At 71.2% G+C, this 14,923-nt stretch carries 12 protein-coding genes; 7 read left to right on the forward strand and 5 right to left on the reverse strand.

The features are described 5' to 3' along the window. The first annotated feature begins 522 nt into the window (after positions 1-522). Both ACFWPT_RS25270 and ACFWPT_RS25275 read left to right on the forward strand, forming a co-directional pair. The gene (locus ACFWPT_RS25270) at positions 523-1,896 is read left to right on the forward strand and encodes an MFS transporter (RefSeq protein WP_380484451.1); all 1,374 of its coding nucleotides are present in this window, start codon (positions 523-525) and stop codon (positions 1,894-1,896) included. A 1,453-nt stretch (positions 1,897-3,349) separates the two neighbouring features. Next, positions 3,350-3,991 (forward strand): LuxR C-terminal-related transcriptional regulator, encoded by a 642-nt coding sequence (locus tag ACFWPT_RS25275; protein ID WP_063346323.1) that lies wholly within the window; start codon positions 3,350-3,352, stop codon positions 3,989-3,991. Here the strand turns inward: ACFWPT_RS25275 and ACFWPT_RS25280 are convergent. Beyond that, positions 3,983-4,795, reverse strand: a complete 813-nt coding sequence (locus ACFWPT_RS25280; protein ID WP_380425166.1) for a BTAD domain-containing putative transcriptional regulator — start codon at positions 4,793-4,795, stop codon at positions 3,983-3,985. The genes ACFWPT_RS25275 and ACFWPT_RS25280 overlap by 9 nt on opposite strands. Positions 4,796-5,095: 300 nt before the next feature. Here ACFWPT_RS25280 and ACFWPT_RS25285 point away from each other — a divergent pair, with 300 nt between their 5' ends. After that, the gene (locus tag ACFWPT_RS25285) at positions 5,096-7,096 is read left to right on the forward strand and encodes a GTP-binding protein (protein ID WP_380484454.1); all 2,001 of its coding nucleotides are present in this window, start codon (positions 5,096-5,098) and stop codon (positions 7,094-7,096) included. Positions 7,097-7,188: 92 nt separating this feature from the next. Here ACFWPT_RS25285 and ACFWPT_RS25290 read toward each other — a convergent pair whose 3' ends face one another. The 4 genes from ACFWPT_RS25290 to ACFWPT_RS25305 are packed head-to-tail and all read right to left on the reverse strand — an operon-like array spanning position 7,189 to position 11,354. Beyond that, positions 7,189-7,959, reverse strand: coding sequence for a cyclase family protein (locus ACFWPT_RS25290; RefSeq protein ID WP_380484456.1), 771 nt, complete (start codon positions 7,957-7,959; stop codon positions 7,189-7,191). Continuing rightward, positions 7,946-9,607, reverse strand: a complete 1,662-nt coding sequence (locus tag ACFWPT_RS25295) for an FAD-dependent oxidoreductase (protein ID WP_380484458.1) — start codon at positions 9,605-9,607, stop codon at positions 7,946-7,948. Before ACFWPT_RS25295 ends, ACFWPT_RS25290 begins: the two co-directional genes overlap by 14 nt. After that, positions 9,600-10,538: an aromatase/cyclase gene (locus ACFWPT_RS25300; RefSeq protein ID WP_063346328.1), complete on the reverse strand. Its 939-nt coding sequence runs from the start codon at positions 10,536-10,538 to the stop codon at positions 9,600-9,602. Before ACFWPT_RS25300 ends, ACFWPT_RS25295 begins: the two co-directional genes overlap by 8 nt. Before the next feature lie 27 nt (positions 10,539-10,565). Continuing rightward, positions 10,566-11,354 (reverse strand): SDR family NAD(P)-dependent oxidoreductase, encoded by a 789-nt coding sequence (locus tag ACFWPT_RS25305; RefSeq protein WP_063346329.1) that lies wholly within the window; start codon positions 11,352-11,354, stop codon positions 10,566-10,568. A gap of 179 nt (positions 11,355-11,533) precedes the next feature. Here ACFWPT_RS25305 and ACFWPT_RS25310 point away from each other — a divergent pair, with 179 nt between their 5' ends. Genes ACFWPT_RS25310 through ACFWPT_RS25325 form a run of 4 tightly spaced genes read left to right on the forward strand, consistent with a single transcriptional unit; the run spans position 11,534 to position 14,888 of the window. Then, the gene (locus tag ACFWPT_RS25310; protein WP_063346330.1) at positions 11,534-11,953 is read left to right on the forward strand and encodes a nuclear transport factor 2 family protein; all 420 of its coding nucleotides are present in this window, start codon (positions 11,534-11,536) and stop codon (positions 11,951-11,953) included. A 14-nt stretch (positions 11,954-11,967) separates the two neighbouring features. After that, on the forward strand, positions 11,968-13,521 hold the full coding sequence (locus tag ACFWPT_RS25315; protein WP_063346331.1) for a class I adenylate-forming enzyme family protein: 1,554 nt from the start codon (positions 11,968-11,970) through the stop codon (positions 13,519-13,521). A gap of 26 nt (positions 13,522-13,547) precedes the next feature. Beyond that, positions 13,548-13,838, forward strand: coding sequence for an antibiotic biosynthesis monooxygenase (locus ACFWPT_RS25320; RefSeq protein ID WP_063346332.1), 291 nt, complete (start codon positions 13,548-13,550; stop codon positions 13,836-13,838). A 12-nt stretch (positions 13,839-13,850) separates the two neighbouring features. Beyond that, positions 13,851-14,888, forward strand: coding sequence for a methyltransferase (locus tag ACFWPT_RS25325; RefSeq protein WP_380425127.1), 1,038 nt, complete (start codon positions 13,851-13,853; stop codon positions 14,886-14,888). Positions 14,889-14,923 lie beyond the last annotated feature (35 nt).

Here is a 14,923-nt window from a genome sequence, read left to right on the forward strand (position 1 = left end):
CGGGAGAAATCACGGACGTCTCTGGGTCACATCGGTCCGCGAGTGCATCGACGACAGGATCGCGTACGCGGAATCTTCACCTGCACGGCTACTGTCGATGGGCTCCAAGGTCCATTTGGTCAAGCGCGACGAGTATGCTGATTGAGGCAAAATGGATCGTCAGTGCTAATCCGACCGGCGGACAGCAGAGTGCCAGTTTGTTAATGGTGAGACAAGCGCCATTCGAGGGCCGGTTGAGGCAGTGGCGAGATTTGACCTCCAAGTGTCCGGTTCGAGTGGGAGCCGTCGGCGATCCGAAATGGCGCCTCGACCCGGCGGCGCGCCCCGTCACCGAGCCCCGGCCGGGATAGGCGCTCGGCCCCGCGAAAGGCGCGCTCCACCGGCACGCGACGGGGGTAGACAGCGACTGAGTGACCCATGCAAGCTGACCCCCATGGCAGTTGAGAACCTTGATGCGGCGTCAGCCCGTGCCGACCGTTCCTTAGCCGGGCTCACCGGCCGCGACGTCGACGGCAGGCCCGCATGACGGACGCCACCGACACCACCGGCACCACCGACACCGCGGCCGAGCCGGCGCTCCGACCGGGACTGGCACTCGGCGTACTGGCCGGGGCGCTCGCCCTGGACGTGAGCGGCCTCGGAGTCCTCAACGCCGCCCTGCCGTCGGTCGGAGCGCGCTTCGACCTGGACGAGACCACGCTCCAGTGGGTCATGACCGCCTACGCCGTCACGTTCGCCGGCTTCCTGCTGGTGGGCGGCCGACTGGCCGACGTCCTCGGCCGGCGGCGGGTGTTCGAGGTCGGGGTCGCCCTGTTCACCGTGTCCGCGCTGGTCGGGGCGCTGGCTCCGGACACCGCGGTGCTGCTGGGTGCGCGTGCCGTCCAGGGCATCGGCGCCGCCCTGTCGGGCCCGGCCGCGCTGGCCCTGCTCACCGAGACGTTTCCGGCCGGTCCGGCCCGCAACCGGGCCTTCAGCGTGTACGCGGCGGTCGGCGCCGCGAGCTTCAGCGGCGGGGTGATGCTGGGCGGCGTACTGACCCAGTTCCTCGGCTGGCGTTCGGTGCTGTGGTTCTCGGTGCTGCTCGGGCTCGCCGTGCTGGCCGCGACCCGCGCCGGACTGCCCGGTGGCGCCGGGCACAGCGGCCGGCTGGACCTGCCCGGCGCGATCACGGGCACGCTCGGCCTCACCCTGCTCATCGTCGGCGTGAGCAGTGACGGGGCGACGGCGTGGATCGTCCTCGGCGCCGCGGTCGCCTCCCTGGTGCTGTTCGTCGTGCGCGAGCACCGCACCGCCGACCCGGTGCTTCCGCTCGGCCTCTTCCGGATCAGGTCCGTCCGGGCCGCGAGCCTGGCGGCGTTCCTCCAGTACATGGGATCGGTCGGGCTGCTGTTCTTCGCGCCGCTGTACCTCCAGGGAATGCTGGAGTACTCCCCGTTCGAGTCCGGTCTCGCGCTGGTGCCGATGTCCCTGGCCGTGTTCCTCACCGCCAACTTCGCCACCGGACGCCTGCTGGCCCGGTTCACCCCGCGCACGCTGATGGCGGTCGGCCTCGTCCTGATCGGCGGGGGTGCCGCGCTGTGGCTGGGCACACCGCACGACGGCGGCTACGTGCAGTACGTGCTGCCCGGCCTGGTGCTCAGCGGCATCGGCCAGGGGCTGAACTTCCCCTCGATGACGTCCGCCGGGCTCACCGGAGTCCCGGCGCAGCAGCACGCCGTCGCCGGGGCGGTGAACGTCGTGGCGCAGCAGATCGGCGCGAGTGCGGGCGTCGCGGTGATGGTCCTGGTCGCCGCGACCAGCACGGACCAGCTCACCGGCTACCACCTCGCCTACCTCACCGCCGCCGGCGCGTGCGTCCTGGGCGCGGCGGTCATCGCCGTGCGACGGCAGGCCTGAGGGCCCCGGCCGACCGGCGGCCGGCCCGCGCCCGGCCGGGCGCTGCCGTGTCGGCCCAGTGCGCGGTCGAGGTTGAAGGCGGCGCGCCGTCCGCGGCGAAGAACCGCGTGATCAGCACGTTCGTACCGACCAGCGCGGCCGTACGAAGCTCGCCGATCAGGCCGCGCTCGGAGATCGGCGCACAACAGCTGCCGCCTGCCTGCTCGAACCCCATCGTGGCCGGAGGCGATGAGGGCGCGGAGCGCGCCGGACATCCCGCGCCGGACATCCCGCGCTGGGCCGCCCCCGGCGGCGACGGCAGCCGGCTGTGCGGACCGGGCAAGGCGATCGAGGCGTCGGCGACCCTCCCGGCCTCCTGGACTGGAGGGGACGGCAGGCCCGGCCCTCGCCCCCTGCACGCCCACACCCACGCCCGTACCCCTGAGCCGCGTCCGAGCCGGGCACCGGCGCCGCCACCGAGGAGTGGGAAGCCTTCCTGCTGATCTGCTGATCTGCATCACTCCCTCGACTGTCGTCACGTCACCCGACGGCATCAGGCCGCCCGCGACCATCACCGGTGCGCGACCAGAGCAGCAGGGCCGATCGCACCGGGGCCGCCGAACCGAGAGCGGCCGAGGAGGCGGACGGCAGGCCCGAGAAGCACGGGGCGGCCTGCCGGAGCGGGCGGTTGCCCACGCCAACATCCCGGCTCACCTCGCTAGTTCAGTCGACGATGAGCCGGGGAGCGGCGGTCCCGCGCGGACGGGCCGCCAGGTTGCCGCGAGCCGCAACGGAGATTGTGATCATTCACAGTCCCTTCCCCCTCTTCACACCCACCAATCACACGAGATGCGCACGGCCGGGCCGGCATCGCGCTTCGTTCACGGAGAGCGAGATCATCCCGTGATCTCACCGTTTCCGACGCGGCGAAAAAGCGCCCTTGGGCTGCCTGCGAGGGTCGGTTAGGTTCTCCTTACATCAGGTCACGGCAACAGTCCCGGTGCCGCCGCAGCTTCGGACTCCAGCACCCCGTTGCCTGTGCGGCAAGCGGGGTTGCGACCTGGACCATAAAGCCCGCGAAAACCAGCCGCTGATCGACGATCGGAAGAAGATGAATGGTTGGCGTTCCCAGTTGATGGCTGACCCCGGACCTGCACTGTGGCCGCTGCCGTGACGGTCGGCGCCGCCGCCCACGAGGGCGGCGGTCGCCCGAAGGTGCAGGTGACGCCGGTGCGCGCAAGCCTCCGTCGGCATCGAGGCCGGACCTCACACCGACGGTCGAGGCCTCGCGGACCACCGGGCCGGGACGGCCGAATGGCACCAGCGGGCTCGGCACCGCGCAGCCCCCGATATCACTCCCCCCACACGCCCGTTGCCGTCGAATCCCGTCGGGCGCGCCGCTCTCCGCGGCGGGCCGAAAACGGCTGCCACGGCCGGGAATTCGCGCCTTCTACCAACGAGGTCTATCGTGACAATGATAAAGAATCGCACGTCGGTCCTCGTCCTCGAAGGAAATTCGCTGCTGCGCCAAGGACTGCACGCCTTCCTCTCCGCCGAGCCCGACCTGGTCGTACGCGCGACGGTGGGCACCGTGGACGAGGCGCTGGAGGTGCTGTCCGAACACCACGTCGACGTGGTGCTGTTCGGGGTGGGCGACTCGCACGCGGCCACCGAACAGGCCCTGGGCCGGCTGCTCCCCCGCGGCGCCCGCTGCCGGGTGGTCGTGCTGAGCAAGCGCGAGCGGCCGGGCGAGGTGGAGATGTACCTCGGCTTCGGAGTGAGTGCCTACCTGCGCGAGGACGTCACCAGCGACTGCCTGGTGTCCGTGGTCCGGGGGCTGGCCGTCAACCGGGAGCGGGTGTACATCATGGCCTCCCGCTCCGGCATCGACTGGATGACCGGGCCACGCGGATCCCAACTCTCCTCACGGGAGCGGGAGATCATGGGACTTGTGGCGAACGGCCTGAGCAACTCCGCCATCGCCGGCCACCTCAGCATCGCCCCCGGCACCGTTAAACGCCACCTCAGGAACGTCTTCGTGAAACTCAACGCGGTCTCCCGGATCGATGCCGTCAACAAGGCCAGGGCTGCCTCCCTGCTGGTGCCACTAGGCTGAGCCGGCCGGCTGCTGGCCGAGTTCCATCACCTGCCCGGCACTCGGCCGACGCGGCTCCCGCAGCCGCGAGATTCCACTGAGCAGATCGTCGTGCAGCTCCCGCAACGGCTGCGACGGGTAGATGCCCAGGTCCTCGTCGAGCTTGCGGTAGAGCGACCGGTAGACGTGCAGGGCCTCACTGCGTCTGCCGGCACAGTCGAGCGCGAGCATGAGCTGCTCGTGAAACCACTCGTTGAGCGGGTGGTGGAGCGTCAACGCCCGTAGCTCCGGTATGAGTTCCCGGTGCCGGCCGATCTGCTGATCGGCCAGGATGCGGTTCTCCAGCGCGCGCAGGCGCATCTCCTCCAGGACGGCCACGTGGCCGGCGAGCGCCCTGCCGACGGGGATGTCCGCCAGCGCGCCACCACGCCACAGGCTCAGCGCCTGGCCCAACCGGTCCGACGCCGCCTCGGGGTGGCCGTCGGCCAGCAGGCGGGCGCCCTCGTTGTAGAGCCGCTCGAAGTCCTGGGAGTCGAGCTCCTCCTCGCCCAGGAGCAACAGGTAGCCCGGCGCCTTGGTGAGGATGAAGTCGCGGCCCTCCACCCGACCGAGTTTGCGGAGTTGGTAGATGTAGGTCTGCGCGGTGGTCACCACCGTGCGCGGAGGATTGTCGCCCCATATTTCCTCGATCATGACGCCGAGGTCGACGATCCGATTGGCGTGCATCACCAGGATGGCCAGCGTCCACCGGACCTTCAGCGCGCTGGGTGTGCACGTGGTTCCCGCATCGAGGACTTCCATCGGGCCGAGAACATTGAACCTCATGACGCCTCCGATTTCGCCGAGATAATCACTCGACTCCTGTATATCCACGCTTCGATCAACGACTCAAGGGGACTGCGCGCAAGGTGGCACTACTGCTATTCCCAGGCGCTCGGCACGGTTGTTCCAAAAGGAATACTCCCCCGCCGATCGACGGGGGTCGATCGGCGGTCGGATCGTCAAGTGCTGTTAGACTGCGACAGGTTGGACTACTGTCACGACACGAGGAGAATGACGTGCCCCGAAAGATCCGTGTTGCTCCGGTTGTGCAAGCGAAGACCGAAGAACTAGGGGAAGCACGTCATGTCAAGCGTGAACATCGGAATCCTGGCCCATGTCGACGCCGGTAAGACCAGCCTGACCGAGCGGCTGCTCTACACCGCCGGCGTCATCGACCGGATCGGCAGCGTCGATCGCGGCGACACTCAGACCGACTCCCACGACATGGAGCGGCAGCGCGGCATCACCATCCGGTCGGCGGTGGTGTCCTTCACCGTCGGCGATGTGAAGGTCAACCTCATCGACACCCCCGGCCACCCGGACTTCATCTCCGAGGTGGAGCGGGCCCTCGGCGTGCTCGACGGCGTGGTGCTCGTCATCTCCGCGGTGGAGGGCGTCCAGGCCCAGACCCGCCTGCTGATGCGCACGCTGGTCAAGATGCGCATGCCGGTGATCCTCTTCGTCAACAAGATCGACCGCATGGGCGCCCGCCACGACGACCTGCTGGAGTCGATCCGCTCCGAACTCACGCCCGCCATCGTCCCGATGAGCAGGGTGGAGAGGGTCGGTACGCCGCAGGCGAGCGCCGCGGCCCGCCGGATCGCGGCGGGGGGCACGGAGGAGGAGGCGGGGGACGACTTCGCCACCGAACTGGCCGACGTCCTGGCCGAGCACGGCGACGCGTTCCTGGCGCGCTACCTCGACGACGAGGCGGCGCTGACCGAGCAGGATTACACGACCGAGCTGGCCCGGCAGACCGGCTCGGCGCAGTTGTACCCGGTGTTCTTCGGCTCGGCCGTGGCCGGCGTCGGCATCACCGACCTGATGGACGGGATCACCAGCCTGTTTCCGGTCAATCACGGTGGCTCCGGCGATGCGCTGCGCGGAACGGTGTTCAAGATCGAACGCGGCTGGGCCGGCGAGAAGGTCGCCTATGTCCGGCTGCACACGGGAGCGCTCAAGGGCCGCACCAAGGTCTCCATCCACCGGCAGGACCAGCACGGCGCCGTCGTCGAGCTGCCCGGCCGGACGACCGTGGTCGAGGTGTTCGACCGGGGCTCCGCGGTGGTCGAGGCGCCGGCGTCGGCCGGTGACATCGCCAAGGTCTGGGGGCTCAAGGGCATCCGGATCGGGGACCAGCTCGGCACCGCCGAGGGGCTGCGCGGGCAGCACCTGTTCGCGCCGCCGAGCCTGGAGACCGTGGTCAGGGCGACGAGGTCCGGCGCGATGCCCGAACTCTACGAGGCCCTGCTGCAGTTGGCCGACCAGGACCCGTTCATCAACGTCCGCAAGAACGACGAGGAGCAGGAGGTCTCGGTCTCCCTCTACGGGGAGGTGCAGAAGGAGGTCATCAAGGCGACGCTCGCCGAGGACTACAAGCTGGACGTGGTGTTCGAGGGCACCCGGATCATCTGCGTCGAGCGGCCGATCGGGGTCGGTGAGTCGGCGGAGGAGATCGACTACCGGAGCAAGACCTACTTCTGGGCCACGGTCGGGCTGCGGGTGGAGCCCGGAGAGCCCGGCTCGGGGGTCGTCTTCCGGCGGTCGGTCGAGTTGGGTTCGCTGCCGTACGCCTTCCACAAGGCGGTGGAGGAGGCGGCGCGTTCGACGCTCCAGCAGGGACTGTGCGGGTGGGAGGTGCTCGACATCCTGGTGACGCTGACCCACACCGGGTTCGCCAGCCCGGTCAGCGCGGCGGGCGACTTCCGCAAGCTCACCCCGCTGGTGCTGATGAACGCGCTCAAGCAGGCCGGGACGCAGGTGTTCGAGCCGGTGAACAGGTTCGAACTGGAGGTGCCGGCCGAGAACGTCAGCACCGTCCTGTTGAACCTGGTGGAGTGCGGTGGCACGCCGGAGACGACGAAGGCGCAGGGCAGCACCTGCCTGGTGGAGGGCACCATCCCGGCCCGCACGGCGCAGGAGTTCGAGCAGCGGCTGCCGGGGCTGAGCCAGGGTGAGGGAGTGTTGGTCACCCGGTTCGACAGCTTCCAGCCGGCCGTCGGCGCGGCCCCGAGCCGCCGTCGGACCGACACCAACCCGCTGGACCGCAAGGAGTACATGCTGCGGATGTTCGGCCGGATCTGACCACAGGGCCGCACGCCCGACAGGTCCCGATCACCCCACGGTGGTCGGGACCTGTCGCATACCGGCCGCGCTGAATTCGGCGGCCGCGGCCGTCAATCGAGCAGTGCCACCGCCCGAGTCCAACCCGCGCCCGCGCCGACGATTTTGACCGGAAGCGCGTGTACGGTGAATCCGGTCGGCGCGGGCAGCGCACCCAGATTGCACAGCCGCTCGATCTGACAGTATTCCCGCTGCCGCCCCGCGAAATGCGCGGGCCAGAGCACGGAACGGTCGCCGGAACGCCGGAACTCCGAGAGCATGTGCGTGAAAGGGGCGTCCAGGCCGAAGGCGTCCGTCCCGATGAGCCGCACCCCGAGGTCGAGCAGTAAGTTGGTCGCCTCACCGTCCAGGCCGGCGAACTCGGTGAAGTACTCCGGTGTTCCGGCGAGCTGGTCGGCGCCGGTGTGCAGGAGCACGATGTCCCCGGCGCGCGGGCAATGGCCGATGTCGTCGAATGCCCGCCGCAGTCGGTCCGCGCCGATCGTACCGACCCCGGTGTCGGTCAGGTCGAGGACGACTCCCGGGCCGATGAACCAGTCCAACGGCAACTGGTCGATGTCGCGCGGAATTCCGTACGCCGTCTTGGTGCCGTAGTGCGACGGCGCGTCGACGTGGGTGCCGGTGTGGGTGGTCAGGGTCAGGGTGTCGAGGGAGAGCAGTTCTCCGTCGGGCAGGTCGGCGATGTCGAACTCGATGCCGTGGTTGCGGAGCATCCCCTCGGCCATGTGCCGCGCGCCGTCGGCCGGCGTCAGTACCTCGTGACGGATCCCGTCCACCTCCCAGGCGCCGCCGTCGATCGCCGAGGACAGGTCAATGATGCGCACTGGTGGTCCCTTCCGGTAGCAGGGCGCAGGCCTGGAGGACCTGGCGGAACCGGCCCGGGCCGCGGTCCCGGGCGGCGACGTAGCCGTCCGGCCTGATCAGCAGGAACTCCCCGGGCGCCAGACCCAGGGCACGACGCAGCGCGCCGTCGGTGTCCGCGTCGGAGTGACCGTCGGCGTCGGAGTGACCGTCCGCGTCGGAGCTACCGTCGGCGTTCGCGTCGGACAGCACCCGTACCGAGACGGCCGCGCCGAACAGCCGGTCCACCTGCTCCACCGCCTCCCGGTGGGCGGCGCGCCCGGTTGCCGGCTCGGCGGCCAGCAACGTCCATCGGGGATCGGCGAGTTCGGCACGGAGAGCGGCCCCGCCGGGGTGCCCGCCTGCCGTGCCGGCGGCGCAGCCCACCCGGTCCCCGGGCCTGATCCCACCGGTGGCGTCGGTCGCCAGGGTGAGCGGGCTGTCCGGGTAGGCCAAGCCCAGCCCGCAGAAGCCGCGGATCATCTTGCCCTCGACCCGGCGCTTCAGCGGCGGCACCGCGCGCAGCACGGCGGTGCCGACGGTGAGCAGGGCCGGCCCCAGCACGGTGCGCAGCGAGACCAGCGCGGTGGCCGTCCTGGTGGAGCGCAACAGGACGGCCCCGGTCGGCACCCGCTCGGCGTCGTAGCTGTCGAGCAGGTGGGGCCCGGCGTGACCGCGCGTCACGTCCGCCAGCTTCCAGGCGAGGTTGTAGGCGTCCTGGATGCCGCTGTTCATGCCCTGCCCGGAGGCGGGGCTGTGCACGTGCGCGGCGTCGCCGGCGAGGAAGCAGCGTCCCGAGCGCATCCGGGTGATCTGGCGCTGCTGCACGGTGAACACCGAGAGCCAGCTGGGCGCGCCGACCGTGACCGGCCGGCCCAGCGCCCGGCCGATCTTGGCGGTCAGCCTGCGCCGGACGACCTCGGGGTCGTCGGCTCCGCCGGTGTCCCTGGTGTCCACCACGCGCCACTTGCCCGGTTCGGGGAAGGGCACCAGCAGCAGCGTTCCCGGGTCGGTGTGCAGCAGGTGGTTGCTGTCCGGCGGCAGGTCGGCGTCGATCGTGACGTCGGCGTTGAGCCACTCCTGGGTGGTGTCCCCGATCAGCCGCATGCCGAGCTGGCGCCGGACGGTGCTGCGCCCGCCGTCGGCACCGATCAGCCAGGGCACCGGCGTCTCCTCGACCCGCCCGTCGGGGTGGCGCAGGGTGACCAGCGCGGCGTCCGTCTCGGAGCGGACGCCGACCAGTTCGACGCCCCATTCGACGGTGACGCCGTACCGCGCGGCGCACTCGCGCAGCACGCGTTCCGTCACCACCTGGTCCACCATCAGGCTGAATGGGTAACCGGTGGGCATCGTCTCGTAGTTGGTGTCGAATCGAACCAGGGTGCGGCCCCGGCGGTGCATGGTGAAGTGGGTGACACGTCGGCCCAGCGGGAGCAGCCGGTCGAGCGCTCCCATCTGGTCGAGCACCTCCATGGTCCGGGCGTGCACCGCGAGCGCCCGGCTGCTGGTGGCCGGGCCGTCGGCGGCGTCGATCAGCCGTACCCGTACGCCGCGTCGGGCGAGCTCGTGGGCCGCGGTGAGCCCGACCGGGCCGGCGCCGGCGATCAGGACGGACGGTGCGGGGTCAGCCATGGCGTTCCTCGGCGAACCGCTTGGCCAGCGCCAGGGTGGCGCGGCTGTTGCCGCCCGCGGCGGAGCGGATGAACGTCCGGGCGGAAGCAGTGGTCGCCTCGGGGCCCAGGACGGCGGGAATCGCCTCGGGGTTGAGCACGACGGCGTGCCAGGACGTCACCCGGACGCCGTGCCCGGTCTGCTCGAAGGTCCACCGGCCGGTGTGGGCGGACATCATCGACGGTGTGCGCAGCTGCTTGTAGGCGATGGCGGTGCCGGGGAAGCAGATCCGGATCGACTCGGTGGTGTGCTCGGAGCCGTCCGCGGTGCGGGTGTCCATCGCCATGTGCTGGATGCCGGGGACGTCCTCGCGCAGGTCGAGGCGGGCCACGTGGGGCAGCCGGTCCGGCCACTCGGCGGCTTCGTGGAGGAAGCCGTAGACGGTCTCCAGCGGCGCGTCGACCAGCACCGAGTCCTCGAACTCGAATTCCAGGTCGGCGAGCGCCGACCAGCTCTCGGCGAGGGCCTTGATGTTGCCGAGTTCGGTTCGACTGTTGCGGTCGGTGGCCCGGGTGATCCACTCGACGCCCTGTGGGTCGTCGTCGACCGCGGTGAACTCGTGGGTGAGCGTCAGGGTGGCGCCGCCGGGCCGCTCGTGGACCTGCCACTCCCCCGCCATCGAGGCCACCGGCGGCGAGGAGACCTCCTGCCGGAACCGGATCCGCCGGCGGCCGCCGTCCAGCTCGCGGCGTGAAGTCCAGTGCTTCACCTCGCCGTTGGCGCCGGCCCAGATCCGCAGCCGCTCGGTGTCGGCCGTCAGGGCCTCGTGCTCCACGTGCAGGGTGGGTCCGAACCGCCGTGGCCACGCCAGGGCGTCGGCGATGACGGCGTAGACGACGTCGGCGGGGGCGGCCACGTCGATGTCGTGGGTGGTGTGCTGTGTGCGGGTCATCCGTCGACCAGCCTTCCGTCGGTGGGTTCAGTAGATGCCGAGGCCGCCGCAGACGTTGATCGCCTGCGCGGTGATGGAGGCGGCGGCGGGGGTGGTCAGGTAGTCGACCATGCCCGCCACCTCCTCCGCGGAGGAGTAGCGGCCGAGCGGGATCTTCTGCTCGAACCGGGCGAGCACGTCCTCCTCGCTGGTCTCCCAGGTGGCGGCGTACGCCTGGCGGACCCGCACCGCCATCGGGGTCTCGACATAACCGGGGCAGACCGCGTTCACGGTGGTGCCGGTGGCGGCGAGCTCCTTGGCGAGCGCCTTGGTGAAGCCGATGACGCCGGCCTTGGACGCCGAGTACGGAGCCCCGAGCGGGACGCCCTGCTTGCCTCCGGTGGAGGCGACGGTGATGATCCGCCCGTGGCCGGCCCGCTCCATGCCGCCGGTGGTCAGCACCTCCCGGGTGACCCGGAAGACGCTGGTGAGGTTGGTCTCGATCACGTCGTTCCACAGCTCGTCGCTGATGGCCGAGGTGACGCCACCGCCGTTGCGCCCGGCGTTGTTGATCAGCACGCCGATCGGACCGAACCGGTCCACCGCGGTCCGGACCGCCGTGGCGACGTCCTCCTGGGAGCGGACGTCGGCGGGTACGCCGTCGACCTCGTACCCCTCGCCGCGCAGCCGCGCGACCGTCTCCGAGACGTCCTTCGCGGTGCGGGCGCAGATGAAGACGCGCAGGCCTCGCTGGGCCAGGCGGACGGTGCTGGCCAGTCCGATCCCGCTGGTCGCCCCGGTCACCAGGGCGACCCCGGTGGTTGTCTCGGTGCTCATCGCATCAGTCTCCGATTCAGAGTTCCCGGGCTCGTTCAGGCCCCTCGGCCCGACCCTGCACCGCCGGCTTCGACTCCCGTTGGAGCGCGCCCGCGCGGCCCGCGCTCGAACCGGATTCGAAACGGGGGTGCGAACGTCGTCGCCGTACCGATCCCCAACCGCCCGAGGAGGGCCCGAGCATGACCGAATCGCTCTACGAGGAGGTCCAGCACTTCTACGGGCGGCAGATGCGCCACCTGGACGAGGGCGAGGTCACCCAGTGGGCCGCGACCTTCACCGAGGACGGCGTGTTCGCCGCCAACGCCCGCCCGCACCCGCAGGAGGGCCGGGGGAGCATCGAGCGCGGCGCCCACGAGGCGGCGGCGCGCCTGGCCGCCGCCGGGGTCCAGCACCGGCACTGGCTCGGCATGCTGGAGGTCGCCGAGCAGCCGGACGGCACCGTGCTCGCCAGGACCTACGCGCTCATCATCGCCACGCCCAAGGGCGGTGCGGCCGCCGTGCACCTGAGCACCAGCTGCGAGGACCGGCTGGTGCGGGTGGCCGGGGAGCTGAAGGTCCGCCACCGCCAGGTGTGCCGGGACGACCTGCCGGCCGCCTGAGAGGAGACCCCGACATGGCTACCTCTGCGGACAGTACGACCTTCGGCGCGCCGCTGGACACCGTGTCGGAGCTGATCGGCGGCCCCCGGATCGACGACCTGCTCCGACGCTCGGCCCGGCGCTCGCCCCGGCACCCGGCGCTGGTCGCCGACGGCGAGGTCCTCGACCACGCCGGGCTCGACGGACGGGTGACCCGCTGCGCCGAGGCGCTGCGCGGCGCGTTCGGCGGCCCGGAGACGGTGATCGCGATCGCCGCCGAGCTCACCGTGGACTTCGCCGTCACCTTCCTGGCGATCTCCCGCTCCGGCAACACCAGCGCCATGTTCAACCCGTTGATCTCGGACGACGCCCTGGTGCACGTCCTGAACGCGTGCGGTGCGCGGGCGGCGGTGCTGTCGCCCCGGATGCACCGCCGGATCGAGGCGGTGCGGCACCGGGTCCCGGCGCTGCGGCAGATCGTGGTGACCTCGGACGCGGGCGACGGCACACCGGTGCTGGACGAACTGCCCCGGGCGGCCGTCCCGGACGGCGAGGCCGCGCGGACCGCCTGCCTCCAGTTCACCAGCGGTACCACCGGCGCTCCCAAGACGGTGCGGCTGAGCCACGACAACCTCCTGGTGAACGCCGCGCAGTCGGCGCACGCCCACCAGCTGGGCGCGGACTCGGTCTCGCTCGACAACCTGCCCTCGTTCCACCTCATGCACCTGAACACCGCGCTGGCGGTCGGCGCGACCCTTCTGCTCTGCCCGGCGGAGGACCAGGAGGCGATGGTGGAGCTGGCCCGCGCCTGGCGGGCCAGCCACCTGTACAGCCTCCCGGTGCGGCTGTCCCGGCTGGCCGGGGACCTGCGCCTGCCGGCCTTCCGGATCCCCTCGCTGCGGGCGGTACTGTCCGGCGGCTCCACGCTGCCGCCGCGCACGACGACGGCCCTGTCGGAGCACTTCGCCGTCCCGGTGGTCCAGGGCTACGGTCTCGCCGAGACCTCGCCCTCCACCCACTTCGACCTGCTGGACCGGCCGACCACCGGATCCTGCGGCCCGCCGGTGGCGGGAACGGGCTGCCGGATCGTCGACGTGCGGACCGGCGCGGTACTGCCGACGGGCGAGAAGGGCGAGATCCAGGTCAAGGGGCCCCAGCTGATGCTGGGCTACCTCGGCGCCGGGCACGGCGAGGCCGTGCGCCCGGACGGCTGGTTCAGCACCGGTGACGTCGGACGGGTCGACGAGGAAGGCCGGCTGTCCGTCGTCGACCGGATCAAGGACGTCTTCAAGTGCGACAACTGGCTCGTGTCGCCGACCGAGATCGAGCGGGTGCTGATGCGGCATCCGTCGGTCGCCGACTGCGTGGTCTTCGACTACCCCGACGAGCTGAGTGGCGCCGTCGCCGTCGGACTCGTCGTCCCGATGGGCGATGACGTCGACCCGGCCGCCCTGGCCGGCTTCGTCAACGCCCGACTGCCCTACTACGAGCACCTGCGGCACCTGTGGCTGGCGGAGAGCATCCCGCGCTCCGCCACCGGCAAGGTGCAGCGGCGCGATCTGCGCGACCGGCTGCTCGGCAAGCCCTGACCCACGACCGACCCAGGAGGACCAGCATGTTCACCTTCATCAACCGCTTCACCGTCACCGGTGACAAGACCGAGTTCGAGGCCGTCGTCGGGGAGATCACCGCGTACATGAGCGCCCAACCCGGCTTCCGCTCCCACCGGCTGTACCGCTCGGCCGCCGACGCGCAGGTCTACGTGGAGACCGCCGAGTGGGACGACGCCGTCTCGCACAAGCAGGCGACCGGCTCCCCGGAGTTCCGCTCGCGGGTCGGCCGGGTGATGGCGCTCGCCCAGGCCGAACCGGCCCCGTTCGACCTGATCACGCAGCACGGCGCCTGAGGAGGACGGCAGATGACGACGACCGGCGAAACCATTCCGCAGGCGGTGATCCGGCTGCGCGAGCTCGCGCTCAGCGCGGCCTGCGCCGCCTCCGTCCGCGCGGCGGCCCGGCTGGGCCTGGCCGACGCGCTCGGCGAGGAGCCCGCCACCGTGGCCGAGCTGGCCCGGGCCGTGGGCGCCCAACCGGACGCGCTGCAACGGCTGCTGCGCTCGCTGACGACCTACGACGTGTTCAGCGAGCGACCCGACGGCCGGTACGCGCACACCGACGCCTCGCGGCTGCTACGGGAGGACACCCCGCGCACCCTCAAGCACATGGTGCTCTGGGGCACCGAGCCGTGGACCTGGGAGCTGTGGGGGCACCTCGACGAGGCGGTCCGCACCGGCAAGGCCGTCTTCCCCGAGCTGCACGGCATGGACTTCTTCGACCACCTGCACGCCCACGCGCCCGAGTCGGCCGCGGTCTTCGACCAGGCGATGACCCAGTCGAGCCGGCTCTCCGCGCTCGCGCTGGCCGACCGGCTGGACCTGAGCGGGGTCGGCACGGTGGTGGACATCGCCGGCGGCCAGGGGCACGTCCTCGCCACGCTGCTGGAGCGCAATCCGGGGCTGCGCGGGACCCTGCTGGACCTGCCCGAGGTGGTGGCGGGGGCCGACCCGCGGCTGCGGCCGGGCGGCGCGCTCGCCGACCGGGCGACGCTGCTGGCCGGCGACTGCCGCCGGGAGGTCCCGGTCAAGGCCGACGTGTACCTGCTGAAGAACATCCTGGAGTGGGACGACGAGAGCACCGTCCTGACCCTGCGCAACGTGGCGGCGGCGGCGGAGCCGGGCAGCCGCGTCATCGTGGTCGAGAACCTGGTGGACGGAAGTCCCGAGATCAGGTTCACCACCGCGATGGACCTGCTGCTGCTGCTCAACGTCGGCGGCCGCAAGCACACCCAGGCCGGGCTGGTCGCCCTCGTCCGGGAGGCGGGTCTGGAGCCGACCGGGGTCCGCCCGGTCAACTCCTACCTGCACCTGGTCGAGAGCACGGTCCCGGACCGGGCCTGACGGACCGGGGTACGCGCGGCGTCGGTCCCCGAGAC

This window comes from Kitasatospora sp. NPDC058478 (genome assembly GCF_042720345.1).
Classification (GTDB): Bacteria; Actinomycetota; Actinomycetes; order Streptomycetales; family Streptomycetaceae; genus Kitasatospora.